The sequence below is a fragment of the Runella sp. SP2 genome (assembly GCF_003711225.1).
Lineage (GTDB): Bacteria > Bacteroidota > Bacteroidia > Cytophagales > Spirosomataceae > Runella.
The window spans coordinates 4,533,135-4,550,730 of record NZ_CP031030.1 but is presented as its reverse complement, the minus strand read 5'-3'; the positions used below and the strand labels follow the sequence as shown (position 1 = coordinate 4,550,730).

11 protein-coding genes are annotated in these 17,596 nt (G+C 46.9%); 6 read left to right on the top strand and 5 right to left on the bottom strand.

The genetic code is table 11. From position 1 onward, the window contains the following. Positions 1–9: 9 nt before the first annotated feature. Both DTQ70_RS18130 and DTQ70_RS18125 read left to right on the top strand, forming a co-directional pair. Positions 10–630, top strand: coding sequence for an ABC transporter ATP-binding protein (locus DTQ70_RS18130; protein ID WP_122932118.1), 621 nt, complete (start codon positions 10–12; stop codon positions 628–630). Positions 631–815: 185 nt separating this feature from the next. Beyond that, positions 816–2,249: a Gfo/Idh/MocA family protein gene (locus tag DTQ70_RS18125; RefSeq protein ID WP_122932117.1), complete on the top strand. Its 1,434-nt coding sequence runs from the start codon at positions 816–818 to the stop codon at positions 2,247–2,249. A gap of 85 nt (positions 2,250–2,334) precedes the next feature. On the opposite strand, the gene DTQ70_RS18120 is transcribed toward DTQ70_RS18125, so the two are convergent. From DTQ70_RS18120 to DTQ70_RS18105, 4 genes are all read right to left on the bottom strand, one after another. Further along, positions 2,335–3,534, bottom strand: coding sequence for an MFS transporter (locus tag DTQ70_RS18120; RefSeq protein WP_122932116.1), 1,200 nt, complete (start codon positions 3,532–3,534; stop codon positions 2,335–2,337). 52 nt (positions 3,535–3,586) lie between these two features. Beyond that, positions 3,587–4,810, bottom strand: coding sequence for a peroxiredoxin (locus tag DTQ70_RS18115; RefSeq protein ID WP_122932115.1), 1,224 nt, complete (start codon positions 4,808–4,810; stop codon positions 3,587–3,589). 211 nt (positions 4,811–5,021) lie between these two features. Then, positions 5,022–8,360, bottom strand: a complete 3,339-nt coding sequence (locus DTQ70_RS18110) for a M4 family metallopeptidase (protein WP_122932114.1) — start codon at positions 8,358–8,360, stop codon at positions 5,022–5,024. A gap of 11 nt (positions 8,361–8,371) precedes the next feature. Continuing rightward, positions 8,372–8,812 carry a hypothetical protein gene (locus DTQ70_RS18105; RefSeq protein ID WP_122932113.1) on the bottom strand — a complete coding sequence of 147 codons (441 nt, stop codon included), beginning with the start codon at positions 8,810–8,812 and terminating at the stop codon, positions 8,372–8,374. 199 nt (positions 8,813–9,011) lie between these two features. Between DTQ70_RS18105 and DTQ70_RS18100 the strand changes: the two genes are divergently transcribed. Further along, entirely contained in the window at positions 9,012–11,279 is a 2,268-nt protein-coding gene (locus DTQ70_RS18100; RefSeq protein WP_122932112.1) for a carbohydrate binding family 9 domain-containing protein, read from the top strand. Between the two features lie 36 nt (positions 11,280–11,315). Here DTQ70_RS18100 and DTQ70_RS18095 read toward each other — a convergent pair whose 3' ends face one another. Then, positions 11,316–13,439 carry a bi-domain-containing oxidoreductase gene (locus tag DTQ70_RS18095; protein WP_122932111.1) on the bottom strand — a complete coding sequence of 708 codons (2,124 nt, stop codon included), beginning with the start codon at positions 13,437–13,439 and terminating at the stop codon, positions 11,316–11,318. Positions 13,440–13,668: 229 nt separating this feature from the next. Here DTQ70_RS18095 and DTQ70_RS18090 point away from each other — a divergent pair, with 229 nt between their 5' ends. The 3 genes from DTQ70_RS18090 (at position 13,669) to DTQ70_RS18080 (ending at position 17,594) form a co-directional block, all read left to right on the top strand. After that, positions 13,669–14,871: an MFS transporter gene (locus DTQ70_RS18090; protein WP_122932110.1), complete on the top strand. Its 1,203-nt coding sequence runs from the start codon at positions 13,669–13,671 to the stop codon at positions 14,869–14,871. Positions 14,872–14,972: 101 nt separating this feature from the next. Further along, the gene (locus DTQ70_RS18085) at positions 14,973–15,743 is read left to right on the top strand and encodes an exodeoxyribonuclease III (protein ID WP_122932109.1); all 771 of its coding nucleotides are present in this window, start codon (positions 14,973–14,975) and stop codon (positions 15,741–15,743) included. Between the two features lie 135 nt (positions 15,744–15,878). Further along, entirely contained in the window at positions 15,879–17,594 is a 1,716-nt protein-coding gene (locus tag DTQ70_RS18080; protein ID WP_122932108.1) for a tetratricopeptide repeat protein, read from the top strand. Positions 17,595–17,596: the final 2 nt, after the last annotated feature.

Sequence of the window (17,596 nt, the reverse complement as noted above, 5' to 3'; positions counted from 1 at the left end):
TTACTTTTCATGCACCTCCTCATCGACCAACTTGGCAAGCGTTTCAACCGCGAATGGATTTTTAGAAACTTCAGCCACACCCTTCAAAGCGGCAAAAGTTATACGTTTGTGGGGCCCAACGGCAGCGGAAAATCGACACTTCTCCAAGTACTTTCGGGCGCGACTCCTTGTAGCGAAGGAAAAATAAACTACATTATTGACAATCAAACGATTGAAGAAGATAAGTGGTACAAGCAGTTGGTCATTGCCGCACCTTACCTCGAACTCATCGAAGAGTTTACGCTTACCGAACTCCTGAACTTTCACGCGGGGTTTAAGCCCTTCAAGCCGTCGATTTCGCAAGCCCAAATCATCGAACAACTTGAACTGACAGCCTCGAAAGACAAGGCCATCAAATATTTCTCGTCGGGAATGAAGCAACGCCTGAAACTTGCCTTGGCTTTTTACTCGGACGTACCCGTGGTCATGCTCGACGAGCCAACTTCTAACCTTGATGCGCGCTGGTCGGCTTGGTATTTGGAAAAAGTGCAACAGCTTGTCTCTAATCAACTGGTTCTTATTTGTTCCAACGTTCCTGCTGAATACGATTTTTGCGACGAAGTCATCAACGTGGCTGATTATAAGTCCTAAGTGCCCGTGGATTCTCAAATCCACGGAAGAGGTTTCTCAAAACCTCGTTAAGTTACAGCGCTTGGTTTTGAGAAACCAAGTCATGGGGTTTTGAGAAACCCCATGCACATTCCAATGCACGCATCCAAAAAGTAAAAAACCACTCCGTTAGGCTTTGATGAAAAACACTCATCTACTACAAGCCTATGAACCAAAAAGACAGCAAAAACGTCGCTCGTCGCGAATTTTTGAAAGGTAGCGCAGTAGCAGCCGCCAGTTTCATGATTGTGCCACGGCACGTATTAGGCAAAGGCTATACCGCCCCCAGCGACAAGCTCAATATCGCGGCCATAGGCTGTGGTGGAAAAGCTGATTATAACATCCAACAAGCCTACAACAACGGCTCCGATAACATCGTGGCGCTCTGCGACGTCGATGACCGTCAAGCCAAAAAATACCGCGAAAAATTCCCCAACGCACCCTATTACAAAGATTACCGCACAATGTTGGACAAAGAAGCCAAAAACATCGACGCGGTGATTGTCACTACCCCCGATCACATGCACTACGTCATTGGTAGTGCGGCGATGCAATTGGGCAAACATATTTACCTCGAAAAGCCTCTCACCCACGACATTTGGGAGGCACGAATGCTCACGCAACTTGCGCAAGAGAAAAAACTCGTGACCCAAATGGGAAACCAAGGGAGTAGCGGCAAAGGCACGCGCCAAACCGAAGCGATTGTACAATCGGGGATGATTGGAGAAGTACATACGGTAGAGGTGTGGACTGACCGACCCGTTTGGCCACAAGGAGTAAAATCTCCGCGCGACAAAAAAGAAACCATGCCCATTCCTGCCGAAGTTGACTGGGATTTGTGGCTTGGTACTGCTCCTTACCGCGAATACCACGAAGCCTACATGCCGTTCCGTTGGCGCGGCTACTGGGATTTTGGCACAGGGGCACTAGGTGATATGGGTTGCCACTTTATGGATGTGCCGTTCCGAACGTTAAAATTGAGCTATCCTACATCGGTCGAATGTTCGGCGAGTTCGGTATATAGCGACTTTTTCCGCGAAGCATTTTTTGAAGATATTGGGCCTCAAGCCACTTCGGTTCACCTCAAATTCCCGCATCCAAGTTCTAAGAAATTTTCAGAATTGAGCCTTTCTTGGTACGACGGGGGTATCAAACCCAAACTCCCCGAGGGCTGCGATTATGAAAAAGTATTTGCCGACAACGACGGCGGTGTGATGTTTATCGGAACCAAAGGGGTATTGGCTTGTGAGCTTTTTGGCGAAAACCCTAAATTATTTGTCAAGGGACAGCTGCAAGACGTGAAATTCCCTACTCCGACCCGCCCACTTGTGGAAGGAGATACCGCAGGCCACCAACAACAGTGGGTCAAAGCGTGCAAAGCAGGTTATGGTACTTACACCAGCTCGTCGTTTGCCGAGGCAGGGCCGCTCACCGAAATTGTATTAATGGGAAATTTGGCCGTTCGTAGCTATCTCTACCGTGAAAATGGCAAGTTTACGGGTCGTAAAAAACTACTTTGGGATGGTCAAAACATGAAAATTACCAACTTCGACCCTGCCAATGCGTTTGTAAAACGCCAGTATCGGGACGGATGGAAATAGTGAGAGTGTCGATTTGAATGTCGAGGGTAGAGTGCAGCGTGTCGAATTGAATCCATTTATTCGACACTCTACCCTCGACACTCTCTTACACTGCCTCCACAGGCTTGACAGTGCGGGCGATGAAGACACTCAACGTGATGAGAATCATTGCCCCGTAGCCTACCCAGTCGTAATGCAAGAGCTTTCCGTCGGGGGCTTTCTGAATGACAATGCCAGCCAAATACACCGCTACGGCCTGCATCAACAGCTGCAACGAAGAATTAATCGCCATAAAACTTCCTCTTTGCTGCGGTAATACCACCGACGACGTCATGGCTTGCGTAGGTACTAAACGTCCGTTTGAAAAAACAAAGAATATCGCGGCCGTCCCCAACACAATCACGAGGCTATTGGTCCACATGTTGGTTATAAGCCACATTGGCAAGGTCGATAACAGCGCAAACACCACAAAAACGGGGTATTTCCCTTTGCGGTCAGCGAGTTTTCCAACTTGGGGAGAAGTAAAGAGTGTCAATGCTCCGCCTACTGCGTAAATTAAGTACAGTTGGTTTTCACCAAAACCTGCATTGATGGTCAAATAGGGTGAAATAAAAGGTATGATGCTGAAGTGACCGAGCATAATTACGCTCGTCAACAGTAATGCGCGCAGTTGATTGGAATCTTGCAAAATATGCGTTACCGCTTCCAACGGGTGATGCTTCGTTTGGGTACGTTCTTTCAAATGACCGTCCAACCGCGGCACGTACATCCATATCAACCCAATCACGACTACTCCAAGTATTCCCACAAACCAAAAAGGGGCGTGCCAGCTAAACTCCGTCGCTAAATACAGTCCCAACGGAACACCGACCACTGACGCTACCGAAAAAGCCGTCATTACGACGCCCATGGCCCGCGCGCGGCGTTCGTATTCAAACACATCGCCCACAATCGACATCACTTGTGCGCCAAGTACACCTCCAAAAACACCCGCCAGCGTTCGGGCGGCCATCAGCAGCCAAAACGTGGGTGCCATCGCACAAGCCAGCGTCCCGACAACAAACCCGATGTAGGCTATAAGCATGATTTGCTTGCGCGGGAAGCGGTCGGCAATGAATGCCACCATAAAACCCGACAAACCCGCGCTAAAGCTATACGCAGATACCAATAGCGCAAATTCTTGCGGAGAGATAGAAAAATGCCGCATCAGTTGTGGCCCGAGCGGCATCATTATCATAAAGTCCATGATGTGCGTGAAATTCAAACACGCCAACACAAACAGGAGTAATTTTTCTTTTTGAGACACTAGGCTGTTACGTGCTTAGGGACAGTTAATTGTTAATTTGTTAACCGTTCAATTATTCGGCCAATAGTTTGCTAATCAGTGCATTGAACTCTTCGATAAATTGGTCGTAGTACTTGCCAGTCCCTGGCCCCGAGAAGCCCGTATGGATTTCGCGAACGCGGCCTTTTTTATCAATAAAAATGGTGGTTGGGTACCCCGCCACTTTGTTAAGGGCTGGCAATGCTTGTCCCGCGTTGGCATCGTTGGTTCCTGCCAATACGAGCGGATAGGGCACGCCAAAACGCTTGGCCATGAAGTCGATTTTGGGTCCTGACACTTTCATGTCGGGCGAGCGTTCAAACATCAATCCTAAGATTTCAACCCCGCGTGAGGCGTTCTTTTTGTACCAAGGCACCATAAACTTCGTTTCGTCCATGCAGTTGGGGCACCATGTTCCCGACAGTTGCAGTACTACTACTTTGCCTTTGTATTTCTCGTCTTTGAGGGAAATTTTGTTTCCTTTCGTATCGGGAAATGAAAAATCGAGGGTTTCGTAGCCAGGTTTTAGGTAGGTAAGTGCCGTTGGAGGAGGCAAAGCCGCCTTGTCGTCGCGGGTAGAGGTAAACGGTTGATAACCCGATATACCCGACCACATTCCTCCGCGAATTTTACCATTAGGCAAAATGGCTGCCCGAAACAAAAACGCGTGCGAACCATCGTAGCAAGACATAAACAAGCTATCGCCCACAATGTCGCCCGCCAAATAACGATAATCACCCGTTGGGGTTAAAAACGTTCCTGCCAATTTGCTTCCTTTTTGTTCCAAAATCCCTACTGCAAACGACGAATCTTTGCGTTCAGGGCGTTGGAAATAAGTAGCGTATTTGCCCGATACGTTGTGCGAAGTCGCTTGTGGTTTTTTGGCAAAATGATATATTTTTCCTTTATCTGCTTTGAAAGGCAACACCGACACCCACGTACCATTTCGGTTTTTCTTCCACGAACCTTTCATTTGATTACCAGCTACTTTGACGACCAAATCCGAATCAAAGATGAGCATCGGAATGTGCAACGAATCGCCCTCTAAGTAGGCTTCGTCCATTGGAAGTCGTTCAGCTCCGTTGATGACGATTGCTTCGTAGCGACCATTGGCTTTGGGCGTAATTTCAAGGCCAAATACTACTTCGTTATGCCCTCGAAGGAGCGCTGCCCGCCACGTACTTTTGGGAATAGAAGTTTGTGAAAACGCGGAAAGTGAGAGCAAAAAGGCAAAAAGGCTAACTACTGTTTTTTTCATTGTGTGAAGCTTGTTAATGTGGGTGTTACAAAAAGGCAACACATTTCTCCGTCAAAAAGTTGTGCCCAAGAAAAACCCCGTCCCAAAAATTACTTTTGAAGCGGGGTGTTGTGGTTTTCTTCTGGTTGTGAGCAACCAGAAGCACAAGTGTTGAGCAACCAGAAACACAAGTGCCTGAGGTTGGTCACAACCTCAGTTGAACAGAGTTTTCTTAGTTCTGTTTAATCACTTTCTGCGTTTCGGAGCCTTCGTTGGTTTTGATGTGCAGCAAATACGTGCCTTGTGAGAATTGACTCATGTCCACCTGAGCGTTATTACTACGCGGTGTTTGATTGAGTAGGGTCATTCCGTTGGTGGTTGTCATCCGAATGTCCTCAATGACGACATTGCTAGGCACTTTTATCGTCAACAAATTCATCGTCGGGTTCGGGTATGCTATAACTTGCGTTGTGGTCGTAGGCACCGATAAAATCACAGGAGCGGGGTTTACGCGGAACGAAATAGTGACGTTGGGGGCGGCATAAAACGCCGAGTTTCCAGTTTGGTAGGCTACAATCTGCACCGTTCCTGTTGTTCCTGTCAATGTCACTGTACTTCCCGAAAGCTCGGCAGGCCCCGACGCCAAACTAAAGCCGACGGGTAGCTGAGAGGTCGCCGTCGCGCTGATGCCAAACGGCGTATCTTTGGTCGTCCTATCGGCAATGGCCGAAACGTTAATCGTCTGTGCTTGTTTCTTGGGCAGCGTACGCGTTCCGACTCCGTACCATACCATCCATTTGGCATTTCTGACAAAAGAGGTAGAACTTCCTTTTGGGCTAATTTTGTCGGTATTTAAGTCAATAATTCCCACATCGTCGCGACCGCTGGCGAGGGTATTGAACACCATTTTAACGTCGGTTTTAGAATATTCAGGATACCCAATGGTATTATTTTCGACGATACCCGCGAGTTCGCCACGGTCGATGTTCGCTCCAATGATGTAATTATTTCCATCGGGGTCAATGTAGTCAAACGCGACAATGTTTGGGCTATTTTTAGAAAACGTCGGGTTACCAATGCTTTCGCCTTTTTCTAGGTTAGAAATAAGCTTATTGATGGTGCCAGGGCCAAAATCGCTTTTGGCATTGTCCCACACTTTGATAATTCCTACGTCCCAATAGCCAATTTTTCCGCTGTTGGTACCCGCCGCAATGCCCGCAGTTGCGATTTCGTTGTAGGCATCGTAAATGATGTATTCGCCCGTGGCATCCCACTCAAATGAGTCGGCGTATTTTACTTGTGAGCTTTGGACGTTTTGGGCGGAAGTGGGGTTGTAAAGGGTAAACTTCTTCCACGCTTTTTTGGTATAGCTGTATATCCAAAGAGATTTGTCTTGGTTGACCGTAATGGCGGCCAGTGCTTCACCATTTTTGGATACGGCTACGTTTTCCCAAATCGCCTCGTTTGAAATCACAGTTTCTGTTACGGTTCCCTGTAAATTAATGGCCTTGATAAACTTATCGTTGGTCGTTACGTAGTAAGCAAACTTCCCATCGTCGGTTACGCTTGGTTTGTGAGCGATAGCGGCCGTTACCAAAGGAGTAAATTTCGATAAATTGACAGGTGCGTTGTACAGTTTTTTATCGCCCGTAGCATACATCAACAAAAAGTCTTCCCCTGGGTTGGTGGGAAGCGTTTGGTTGGTTGGCGTCGATGAATTACTACCAGCATCGATAATTCCTACTGCATCAAACGCAGCCTTGGCGGCAGAAACTTCCGCGCTAGAGGCACCGTACAAATCGGTAGCAGCTTTAACCACCGCCAAACGTAAATCAATAAAACGTGATAAACGAGTCAGGTAAAGTGTGAGGGCGCGGTAATAAACCTGTTCAGCTTTTTCGCGGGAAGTAGCGGTGGCAAATTTGAAAAAAGCCCAGTTTGGAATCCCCGAGTTGATGTGTACGCCGCCGTTGTCTTCCGTGCCTGTGTAGTACTCGTTCATGTTTTTGGGCTGGTAGCCGTTGTCACGCGTTCCGCCTTGGTTGGGGTTGGCCAAATCTCGTAAAGCACCTGAGGTATAAACGGTTGTTCGCACTACATCCTCCCCAATCGTCCAGTTACGGCGATCCACCATTGTAGCAAATACATCAGCCATCGACTCATTGATTGCTCCTGATTGCGACTCGTATTCCAAATTGGCTGAGTTTTGAATCACGCCGTGCGTCATTTCGTGCGCCGCTACGTCAAGTCCGCCCGCCAGTGGTTTAAACGCCGATTTTCCATTTCCGTACACCATCAGTTTATCACTCCAAAAGGCATTGTCCATCGCCCCTTTTTCGTCGTTCATGTTGATGATAGAAATAATCGTTCCGCCTTTTCCGTCAATGGAATTTCGTTTATGAACCGTCTTAAAATATTCAAAAGCTGTAGCGGCATTGAAATGCGCCGATACCGCCGTTCTGTTGTTCCAAGAATTGTTGGAAGAAGTAATGTGGGCTAAGTTGAGGTTTTCATTATCGACGGATGAATTTTGTGCGTCGATGGTCAATATACCCCCAATCGGACTGTCGGGCAAGGACGAAAGGGAGGCTTTAAACATGGCTTTACCGTCGGGACTAATCCGACTTGCATCCAATAAATAATAACGATTTTGGTGTAAATACGCATCAATCGACCGACTGACGTTGTTAAGGTCAGAGGCGGTGGCTTTTACGGGGCCATCGAGCGAGCATAGATTATTGTATTTTTTCAAGACTTCTCCCGTGTGGGCATCTACAAAACACACCCAATGCTCCAAAAAGTTGGGGTGGATCTCAATGCGGTAGGTGAGGTGCGTTGTTTGGTCAACATGATGATAGACAAAAAGCTCAGTTTTGGGCTTGTCGTACTGCAAAAGCTTTTTCTCGCCAAAGGTCATGGTGCGCACTACCGTTGTTTTGGCTAGTTCGTCCAAAGCCACTTTCTCAGCGGCTTGCAGGGTTAGGTTTGCCACGGTATTTGCCAAGGTAGGTGTTGGAAAAAACTTACCGTTGAGCGTCGTTACTTCGTCGCGGTTGGTATGAAGCACTACCTCGCCGCCATATACAGGCACACCTTTGTGAAATTGTTGTAAACGGAGGTGGCTTTGTCCCAACTCATCGGTATCAATTTGTTTTAATTCAAATTGTTGGTCAGGATTTTCTATGCGCAATAATCCTTTGACCGACGACAAATAATCAAACGCTTTGGCTTCGGCCGACGTACTGGCCTTTCGCGCCGATTTTAGCATCGTTTTGGGGCGACCTTCGATATAAATGGGCAAACCCGTTGAAGGGTCTTTCACAACCCGAATCCCCTCACGTAGTGCTGTAAACTCATTTAGTTGACCTGCACTGCCGTCGATAACCGCCTTTTCAATGGGATTAGCGTTTCGCAGATACATCGAATTGTCCACATCTTGCGCACCTAGCTTACGCGCTAGCTCGTCGGTGGTCGTCACAGAAGTTCGTGACGGTTGTTTTAAGTCCTTTTGGGCATGTGCCGAAAAAAACAGCCCTCCCAAACAAGCGAACGTGTATAAATATTTTTTCATGGGTAAGAAGTTTAGGTCGTTTTTATGAGCTGATTATAAAAGCGTTGTACATAGGTTGAAACTTTCCGTTTAGAATCCCCCCACGTCACTTTTTCTTTTAACCTCTTTTTAGGATTATTATACTCAATAAAGTAGTAAACATTGCCAGGGTTATTGAACTTATATTTGTCCAATTGGAGTTGGTCAGCCGACTGGAAAAACTGCTTTGTTTGTTTGTCGCTGAGGGTTTTATGCAATTTGAGAGAATCAGTTGCCCGTTCGCGTACCCACAAATCTCCGTTTTCGTGCAGGACGAAACTGCGGGTTGTTCCCGCAAATCCGCCCCCTGTTCCAAACGTTACCTGACGTTTAAACAAAGTTGAAGGGCTAGGAAGACTTTGGGCGGAAGCCTGAACTAAAAGCCCCACAATCAGGCCAAGTGTAGCGACGCCCGTGGTAAAAATACGTATCATAAAAGCTGGTAGAGAAAGTAGTGATATTTACTCAAACTTACTTCATAAGTTGCATAAAACCAAAAACGTAAAGTAAACTGTCATTCGATAAAAACGACGGTTGGTAACTGTTTTTTTACCATTTGCGTAGTAGTTAGTCTGTTTAGCCAATTAGATAAGATACCTTTGTACTTTGTTTCAACAGCCGTTATTTCTATCTATGTATTTTCAAAAATTTACTCTTTATCTCGCAGCTATTGTTCTTTCAAGTTTTGCCAGTAATGCCCAAGAAAAATCCACGGGCATCGGCGGAGCTGCTTACCAAGAGAAATACCAGCACGTTATCCGTAAAGCCAAAGGAGAAATAAAAATCGACGGAGATTTGTCGGATTTAGCCTGGCAGGGGCTAGAAGTTTCCAAAAATTTTGCCTCTCATTGGCCCCAAGACAACGTCCCCATCAAACGCGATACCGAGGTGCGGATGACCTTCGATGATAAGTTTTTGTACGTGGCAGCCGTATGCCACGATACAAATTCGCATATCATTCAAACCCTCAAACGCGACGGTGACTACTGGAGCTCAGATGCTTTTGGTCTCATTTTAGACCCTATCAACGAGCGTACCAATGGGTTCTTTTTTGGGGTAAGTGTAGCCAATGCGCAGTTTGAGGACTTATTGGCGTTTCAGACCGAAGAAATGACGGGAAGCTGGGACAATAAATGGTATTCACAAACAAAAGTCTATCCTACCTATTGGACGGTCGAAATGGCGATTCCTTTCAAAACCCTGCGCTATGACCCTTCCAAGACAAAGTGGGGCGTTAATTTTGGGCGAAATGACCTTAAAAATAATCAGTACTCTACGTGGACATTTATTCCTGTCAACTTCAACGGGTACGATTTGGGATATACGGCAGCACTTAATTGGGAAACGCCTCCGCCTGCGGTGAAGGGTAATGCGTCGATTGTGCCCTACATTACGGGTGGTACTTCCCACGACCACGTGGCAGGCACGCCCACCAAAGGTACCTTCAACGGGGGCTTGGATGCCAAAATTTCAGTAACACCTTCGCTCAATCTTGATTTGACGGTCAACCCTGATTTTTCCCAAGTAGAAGTGGATCGTCAAGTCACCAATTTGACGCGTTTCAACATTTTCTTTCCCGAACGACGAACGTTTTTCCTCGAAAATGCTGACCTTTTTGGCAACTACGGTATTCCTCCCTTTCGGCCTTTTTTCTCGCGTGCCATCGGGCTCGACCGCAACGCCCAGCCATTGCCGATATTGGCTGGAGCGCGTTTGAGTGGCAATTTGGACAAAAACTGGCGCGTCGGCCTCATGTCGATGCAAACGGCGGCTAAAGGGGAAGACCCCGCCCAAAATTTTACGGCTTTTTCGTTCAACCGAAAAGTACTAAAACGCTCATTGGTCAAGGGCTATGTGTTGAACCGTCAGGGTTTTATGACCGAAAACGAGCGCTTGCAAAACCCGATGGGGGAGTACGGACGAAATCAAGGATTGGAGTTTAATTACTCCAATACCAAAGGTGATTTGAATGTGTGGACGGGCTATCATTGGTCACAAAAACCCACCGTTACCAACGATAATACGGCCAAGCAATTTGGGGCGGGGTATTTTGGGCGTACGGTTAGTTTTTTTGTTGATTATTTTGGTATTGGAAGCAATTACTACGCCGATATGGGTTTCATCAACCGTCTCGAAAACCCAACTTATATTGTTGACCGCTTTGGGAAAATCCAGTCGGATACTACCATTCGTTTAGGGTTTCACCAAGTGTATAGCGAAACGCAGTTTAATATTCGTCCCAAAGACAGCAAAGTGAACAATCACGCATTTGGGGCTGAAAATTTCTTTGTTTGGAACCCGAACGGAACGCTCAACGAATACACCTTAGGCTTAACCTACGACGTTCAGTTTCAGAATGCGAGTTCGTTTGGCTTACGTTTTGATCACAACGACGTACGGGCGCTTTTCCCGTTTTCATTTACCGACAGCGACCACGCGTTGCCGTCGAGCAGGTATGTGTTTAATCAGGTTAATGCCACCTACAGCTCCGACTATCGGAAGAAGTTTTACTTTACGGCGGCGGTACGCGCGGGAGGGTTTTACAACGGCACGCTCCAGCAGTATTCGCTCGAAATGACGTACCGCGCCCAGCCTTGGGGAAATTTTTCGATGAATTTTGAGCAAAACGACATCAAATTGCCTACGCTATACGGTAGCGACCGTTTGTTGTTGGTTAGTCCAAGGGTAGAAATTAATTTTTCTACCCAACTGTTTTGGACAACGTTTTTACAGTTTAACACCCAACGCAACAACTTCAACGTCAACAGTCGTTTGCAGTGGCGTTACAAACCCATGTCCGACTTTTTCTTGGTTTATACCGACAACTACTACACCGATCCCCTTTTCAGGAATAAAAGCCGTGCCATTGTGTTTAAACTCAATTATTGGCTAACGCTTTAGGAGGAATGACGGGTCGGTTTAGGGTATGCTATCCCCTCAACATTCCACCCAACGCCCTTCTTTCAAACTCCTAAGGGCGGCAAAAGAGGCTTGGGTTGTATTGACAATTTCGTCAAAAGGAATCAGAGGAGCACCGCCGCTCTGAATTCGTTCCATCAAGGCTTGAAACTGCGCTTTGTGCCCTTTGTCTTGCGTAGTTTTGAGCTTTGAAAAGCCTTTAAAGCCGTATCCTTCCAACGTACGAAAGTTGTCCAAAACCAGCGTTCTTTCCTGCGAATACACTTCGACTCGCTCTTTAGAATAGGCTTTGTTGCCATTGGAAAAATAGTTGATGACGCCCGTTGAGCCATTTTCGTACCGCAACAAAATACTGGCGCTATCTGTCGTTTCGGTGGGGTTTTTCCCCATCGCGTTCATACATACGGCGGTGACTCGGCTACCCGTCAAAAACGTAATTAGGTCGATAAAATGACAGGCTTCGCCCAAAATCCGACCTCCGCCCACGGCGCGGTCATGCACCCACGACGAGGAAGGAATAAACCCTGCGTTCATGGTCGCAATCACGTTCATAGGCGCATTGCCTAACAGCGATTTCATTTTTTGAGCATGAGGCGAAAAGCGGCGGTTGAATCCTACCGTGACACTCGCAGTAGGTGCAACCGACGTTTTTATGGTGAGTAATTCGTTCAATTCTTCCTCAAAAATTGCCAGCGGTTTTTCTACAAACACGTGTTTTCCCGCTTTCAAAGCCTCCATCGTTAGGCGCGCGTGTTGGTGGTGACGAGTGGTGATAAGTACCAAATCCACCTCATCGTCGGCTAACATTTCGCGGTAGTCGGTGGTACTGAGGGCAATACCGTGTTTCTGAGCCAACGCCGTACCCGACAATCCATTCGCACTCGCAATGTATTTGATGTTTGACTCCCCCGCTCCACCTTTTAGGGCGGGAAGCAAGGTCATTTTGGTGAAATTACCCGCCCCGATAATCCCAATAACTCCTTTTTTAGCTTCAAAAATCGTATCATTATAACGAACGGTTCGGGAAAGCGAAGGCTTTTCGGGATAAGCCAACAAGGAGGCAATCGTCCCACTTTTGCCCATATCACCGTAAATAGTGGCATAATTTTCCAGCGGAATTACCTCTGTAATGAGCGGTTTCACGTCCAACTGCCCCGATTCCAGCAATTGAAGAAGGGTTTGAAAGTTTCGATTTTCGGTCCAGCGAACAAAAGGTAGCGGATAATCGACGCCTTTTTGTTCGTAATCATCATCGTAGCGACCTGGCCCATAAGAACACGAAACCTGAAACGTCAATTCTTTTTCGTAAAATTCGGCTCGGCTCAGTTGAAGCCCAATCACCCCCACCAACACAATACGCCCCCGCTTCCGCGACATACGCGCGGCCTGCGAAATAATCTCGTCGGTTTTGGCCGAAGCTGTTATAATTACGCCATCCGCTCCGACGCCGTGGGTATAACTTTCCACAAACTTCACGGGGTCATCGCCCAAGCGTGGATTGCACGGAATAATGCCTTTGCTCGCCGCTATCTTTAACTTTTGTTCGTCCAAATCCACTCCTATTACTCGGCAACCGTTTAGGCGCAGCAATTCGGCCGTGAGCAACCCAATCAAACCTAATCCAATCACCACGACCGTTTCGCCCAAAGTAGGGTTCAAGAGTCGGATTCCTTGAAGACCAATGGAACCAATGACCGTGAACGCCGCTTCGTCGTCGGTGACATTGTCGGGTATTTTGGCCACCAAATGACGCGGAACGCACACAATTTCGGCATGAGAACCATTGGACGCCACGCGGTCGCCCACGCGCAGGTCATTCACTCCTTCTCCAATGGCAATGATTTCTCCTACGTTGCAGTACCCCAAGGGCAAAGGCTGCCCCAGTTTGTTAAAAACAGCTTCAAGTGTCGGCATTAAGCCATCCGACTTAATTTTGTCCAACACCATTTTAACGCGCTCGGGTTGTTGGCGGGCTTTTTCAATCAAATTGGCTTTGCCAAATTCGACCAACATCCGTTCTGTTCCCAACGAAACGAGACTACGTCGGGTGTGAATCAATACCGCACCCCGTTTTACCTGAGGGGCGGGCACTTCCTCCAAAATCGTCTGTCCGTTTTGAAGGTTTTGAATTAGTTGCTTCATGGAGCAAAAATACAAAAGCTACCTTATTCTAAAATTTGTAACCCTATCAATTACAAATACTCCTCACAAAAAGCGCCGAATTATCCACAAAATCGCAATGGAAGGCCGAGGCCGCTAGTATGTTCCCCAAATCAAAGAGTAGTATCGGCGAGAAACCCACTTTTTTTGAAATTTACCGTAAAAAGCCTCATTTTCGCCACTTCAACATTAAAACCCTAAAAAACTAACTATGAAATCTTCGGTTCGGATACAACTGATGCTCATGATGTTCCTCCAATTCTTTACGTGGGGATCTTGGTACGGACAAATGAGCGTTTATCTAGGTAAACAGCTCAATGCCACGGGCGACCAAATCGGGAATGCCTACACAGCGTTCTCTATTGCTATGATTATTTCGCCTTTTATTGGTGCTGTAGCCGACCGATATTTCGCGGCTCAAAAAGTACTCGGCGTGCTCAATCTTATCGGTGCTGGGTTGCTATTTGTGCTTTCGCAAGTGACTGACGCAAGTAATTTTTTCTGGTATATTTTATTGTATTGCTTGTGTTTTGCGCCCTGCATTGCGCTTACCACGTCTATTTCGATGCGTCAAATCGAATCGCCCGAAAGAGATTTTCCTACCATTCGCGTGATGGGAACTGTGGCTTGGATTGCCGTGACAAACCTTATCGGTTTCTTAAATGTGGGCGATAAAGCTACTATTTTCCAAATTTCGATGGGAACATCGTTGGTGCTTGGCCTATTGGCCTTTACGCTTCCCAACACCCCACCACGTGCTACAGGGCCTGTTAACATTGGTCAAATCATCGGCGCAGATGCCTTTTCATTGTTCAAAGACCGTTCGTTTACTATTTTCTTTATTTCCTCGGTTGCTATCTGTATTCCATTGTCGTTTTACTACGCATTTGCCAACCCCTCGCTGCGGGCATCGGGCATGGAGTTTGTAGAAAACAAAATGTCATTGGGGCAAGTGTCGGAGGTAGGTTTTATGCTTCTTATTCCGTTGGCATTTAGCCGTTTGGGCGTAAAATGGATGCTTGCCGTTGGACTTATTTCTTGGATTATCCGTTTCCTTTGCTTTGGCTATGGCGATGCTTCAACCAGCGAATGGATGCTCTACGCGGCTATTTTGCTCCACGGCGTTTGTTTCGACTTTTTCTTTGTGACAGGGCAAATTTATACCGATACCAAAGCAGGTGAGCGTATCAAATCGCAAGCGCAGGGGCTTATCACCTTGGCGACCTACGGCATTGGGATGGGTATTGGCTCATGGTTGGGCGGACAAGTACTTGCCAACAACACCAATGCCGAAAATATTACCAACTGGCTGAGTGTCTGGACGGTTCCTGCTGGTATCGCAGCGGGTGTACTTGTTTTGTTCTTGATATTCTTCAGTGACAAAACCGACAAAAAAGCCGCCATCACTCATTAAATAAACGAGCAGGGATAACTCATTCCTCCAAAAGAATCTTGTAAATAGCGCACCTCGTTGGGGTGCGCTATTTATATTTGCGACCAATTTTTATCCCTCTTATGCAAATTCTTACCTACAACGTCAATGGCATTCGAGCTGCCATGCGCAATGGCCTTACCGAATGGCTCGCCGATAAGCCTTTTGATATTCTCTGTTTTCAAGAAGTAAAAGCTACCATCGACCAAGTGAGTTTGCTTGAGTTTGAAGCCCTTGGTTATCAGCTGGTAGGCTGGAACGCCGCGCAAAAAAAAGGCTACAGCGGCGTAGCTATTTTTGCCAAAACTCCCGCCGATCGCTGCGTACATGGCTGCGGAATGGAGTTGTACGATTACGAAGGACGCGTCGTTCGAGCTGATTTTGGCGGGTTGACCATCGTTAATGCTTATTTTCCGTCGGGAACAAGTGGTGATGAACGTCAGGACGTCAAAATGCGTTTTTTGGAGGATTTTTACGGCTGGATTCATGCGCTTCGCCAGACAGGGCAGCACCTAGTTATTGTGGGAGATTATAACATTGCCCACCAAGAAATCGACATTCACGACCCCGTTCGCAACAAAAACACCACAGGGTTCTTACCCGAAGAACGCGCTTGGATGACCAAATGGTTTGAAAGTGGGTTTACGGATGCCTTCCGCCACGCCAACCCCGACTTGGTAGAATATAGTTGGTGGAGTTATCGGGCAGGGGCGCGAGGCAACAACAAAGGGTGGCGCATTGATTATCAGTCCATTAGTAGCGACCTCAAAGACAAAATCGTAGCTTGTCGCCAATTGGCTGATGCAGTACACTCCGACCATTGCCCCGTTTGGTTAGAAATCGCTTACCCTTAAAACACCTATTTTGGGGTAGGTTTTTCATAAATTTTGGTAAAACGGCTAAATTCTTCCAATTTTGCTTCGTTTATCTCGTTTTTTATGATAGATTGAGCCTTAAACAGCACCAGCCAACGAGATTCTCTTAATCGAATGAAAAATCCATCCTTTCTCTGGGTAGTCCTTTTTTTGAGTCAATTTGTGATGGCTCAAAAAAATAAACCTGTCGGTGAAACCGACGCCCAAAAATCGCAAAGATATGAGTTAGAATCTTTGCTTGCCGACGGCATGAAATACGCTACGATGGAGGAATACCAGCGGGCTGATAGCGTGCTTCGGACTGCCCTCAAAATGAGCCCTAACGTACCTGCGATTAACTACGAGTTAGCGCGTGTTCTTCTCAAACGCGAACGCTTGGACGAAGCTGCTATTTATGCCCAAAAAGCAACCCAACTTTCACCAGATAATACGTTTTATACCATACAGTTAGCCGAAATTTACAGTCAACAACGCAAATACAGCAAGGCTGCCGAACTGTACAAAGACATTATCCGAAAAGATTCTGAAAATGCCGAATACGGGCTCGAACTTGCGGCGGTATATATTTTGGATGAAAAGTACGAAGAAGCCCTCAAGGCTTACGACGATGTAGAAAAATCGCTGGGCATCGACGAAGACCTTATTCACCAAAAACAACGGATTTATCTGAAATTAGATAAACCCAACAAGGCCATTGACGAAGCCAACAAACTCATCAATGCCGAGCCCACTGAAGCGCAATATGTAGTGGAGTTGGCGCAGTTGCTTATTATGGGTAAACGCCCCAAAGAGGCCCAGGAACAACTCGAAAAAGCGCTTAAAATCAATCCCGACCAAGGCGATGCACGCATGATGTTGGCCGAAATTTACCGCCAAAATGGAGATAACAAGGCCGCTGATCAGCAAATGGGACAAATGTTTAATAACCCCAATGCCGACATCGATACCAAAATGCAAGCATTGGTAGGGCTTTTACGCGAAGCTAAAGACGAGGCCACGCGCCAAGAAGTGCTCAATCGTGCCGCCGAAATTGTCAAAGCGCACTCCAAAGACATGCGAGCTTACGTGGTGTATGCCGACCTCCTTGCCAAAGCCGACCGCAAAGCCGAAGCGCGTGACGCCTACATGAAAGCGGCTCGAATCAACCCGTCGATGTACGAAGTCTGGGGGGCAGTGCTTCAATTAGACAGTGATTTGAATCAATTGGACAGCCTTATTGCCCACTCCGAACGGGCCATTGAAACTTTTCCGAATCAAGGACTTTTTTGGTACTCAAACGGCTCGGCGCATTTGGTTAAAAAACAGTACCAACAAGCCGTTGACGCTTTGGAAGAAGCGCAAAAGTTGACGAGCGAAAATAAAGACTTGCAAGGCGCTATTTTGGCTCAGCTTGGAGATGCCTACCACGGGCTCAGCGAGTATGCCAAATCGGATGACTCGTACGAAGCAGCCCTCAAAATTGACCCTAAAAACGACCACGTACTGAATAATTACAGCTATTTCTTATCGCTTCGTAAAGATAAGCTTGAACGCGCCAAAGAAATGGCCGCGAGCGTGGTGGAACGCCATCCTACCAATGCCACTTATTTGGATACTTATGCTTGGGTACTCTACGTAATGAAAGACTACAAAAATGCCCGTACTTATCTCGAAAAGGCCATTGAAAGTAATAACAAGGTAAGTGGTACCATTGTAGAGCATTATGGGGACGTGTTGTACCAACTCGGGGAAAAAGAAAAGGCCGTCGAACAATGGAAAAAGGCCAAAAGCATGGGAGAAAACAGCCAACAAATAGATAAAAAAATTGCAACAGGACAGTTGATAGAATAAAA

Bases quoted from the DNA above. Each gene is read 5' to 3' on its own strand.
- DTQ70_RS18110 (WP_122932114.1), bottom strand. From the start codon at position 8,360: ATGAAAAAATATTTATACACGTTCGCTTGTTTGGGAGGGCTGTTTTTT.
- DTQ70_RS18080 (WP_122932108.1), top strand. From the start codon at position 15,879: ATGAAAAATCCATCCTTTCTCTGGGTAGTCCTTTTTTTGAGTCAATTT.
- DTQ70_RS18130 (WP_122932118.1), top strand. From the start codon at position 10: ATGCACCTCCTCATCGACCAACTTGGCAAGCGTTTCAACCGCGAATGG.
- DTQ70_RS18125 (WP_122932117.1), top strand. From the start codon at position 816: ATGAACCAAAAAGACAGCAAAAACGTCGCTCGTCGCGAATTTTTGAAA.
- DTQ70_RS18085 (WP_122932109.1), top strand. From the start codon at position 14,973: ATGCAAATTCTTACCTACAACGTCAATGGCATTCGAGCTGCCATGCGC.
- DTQ70_RS18100 (WP_122932112.1), top strand. From the start codon at position 9,012: ATGTATTTTCAAAAATTTACTCTTTATCTCGCAGCTATTGTTCTTTCA.
- DTQ70_RS18105 (WP_122932113.1), bottom strand. From the start codon at position 8,812: ATGATACGTATTTTTACCACGGGCGTCGCTACACTTGGCCTGATTGTG.
- DTQ70_RS18090 (WP_122932110.1), top strand. From the start codon at position 13,669: ATGAAATCTTCGGTTCGGATACAACTGATGCTCATGATGTTCCTCCAA.
- DTQ70_RS18095 (WP_122932111.1), bottom strand. From the start codon at position 13,439: ATGAAGCAACTAATTCAAAACCTTCAAAACGGACAGACGATTTTGGAG.
- DTQ70_RS18115 (WP_122932115.1), bottom strand. From the start codon at position 4,810: ATGAAAAAAACAGTAGTTAGCCTTTTTGCCTTTTTGCTCTCACTTTCC.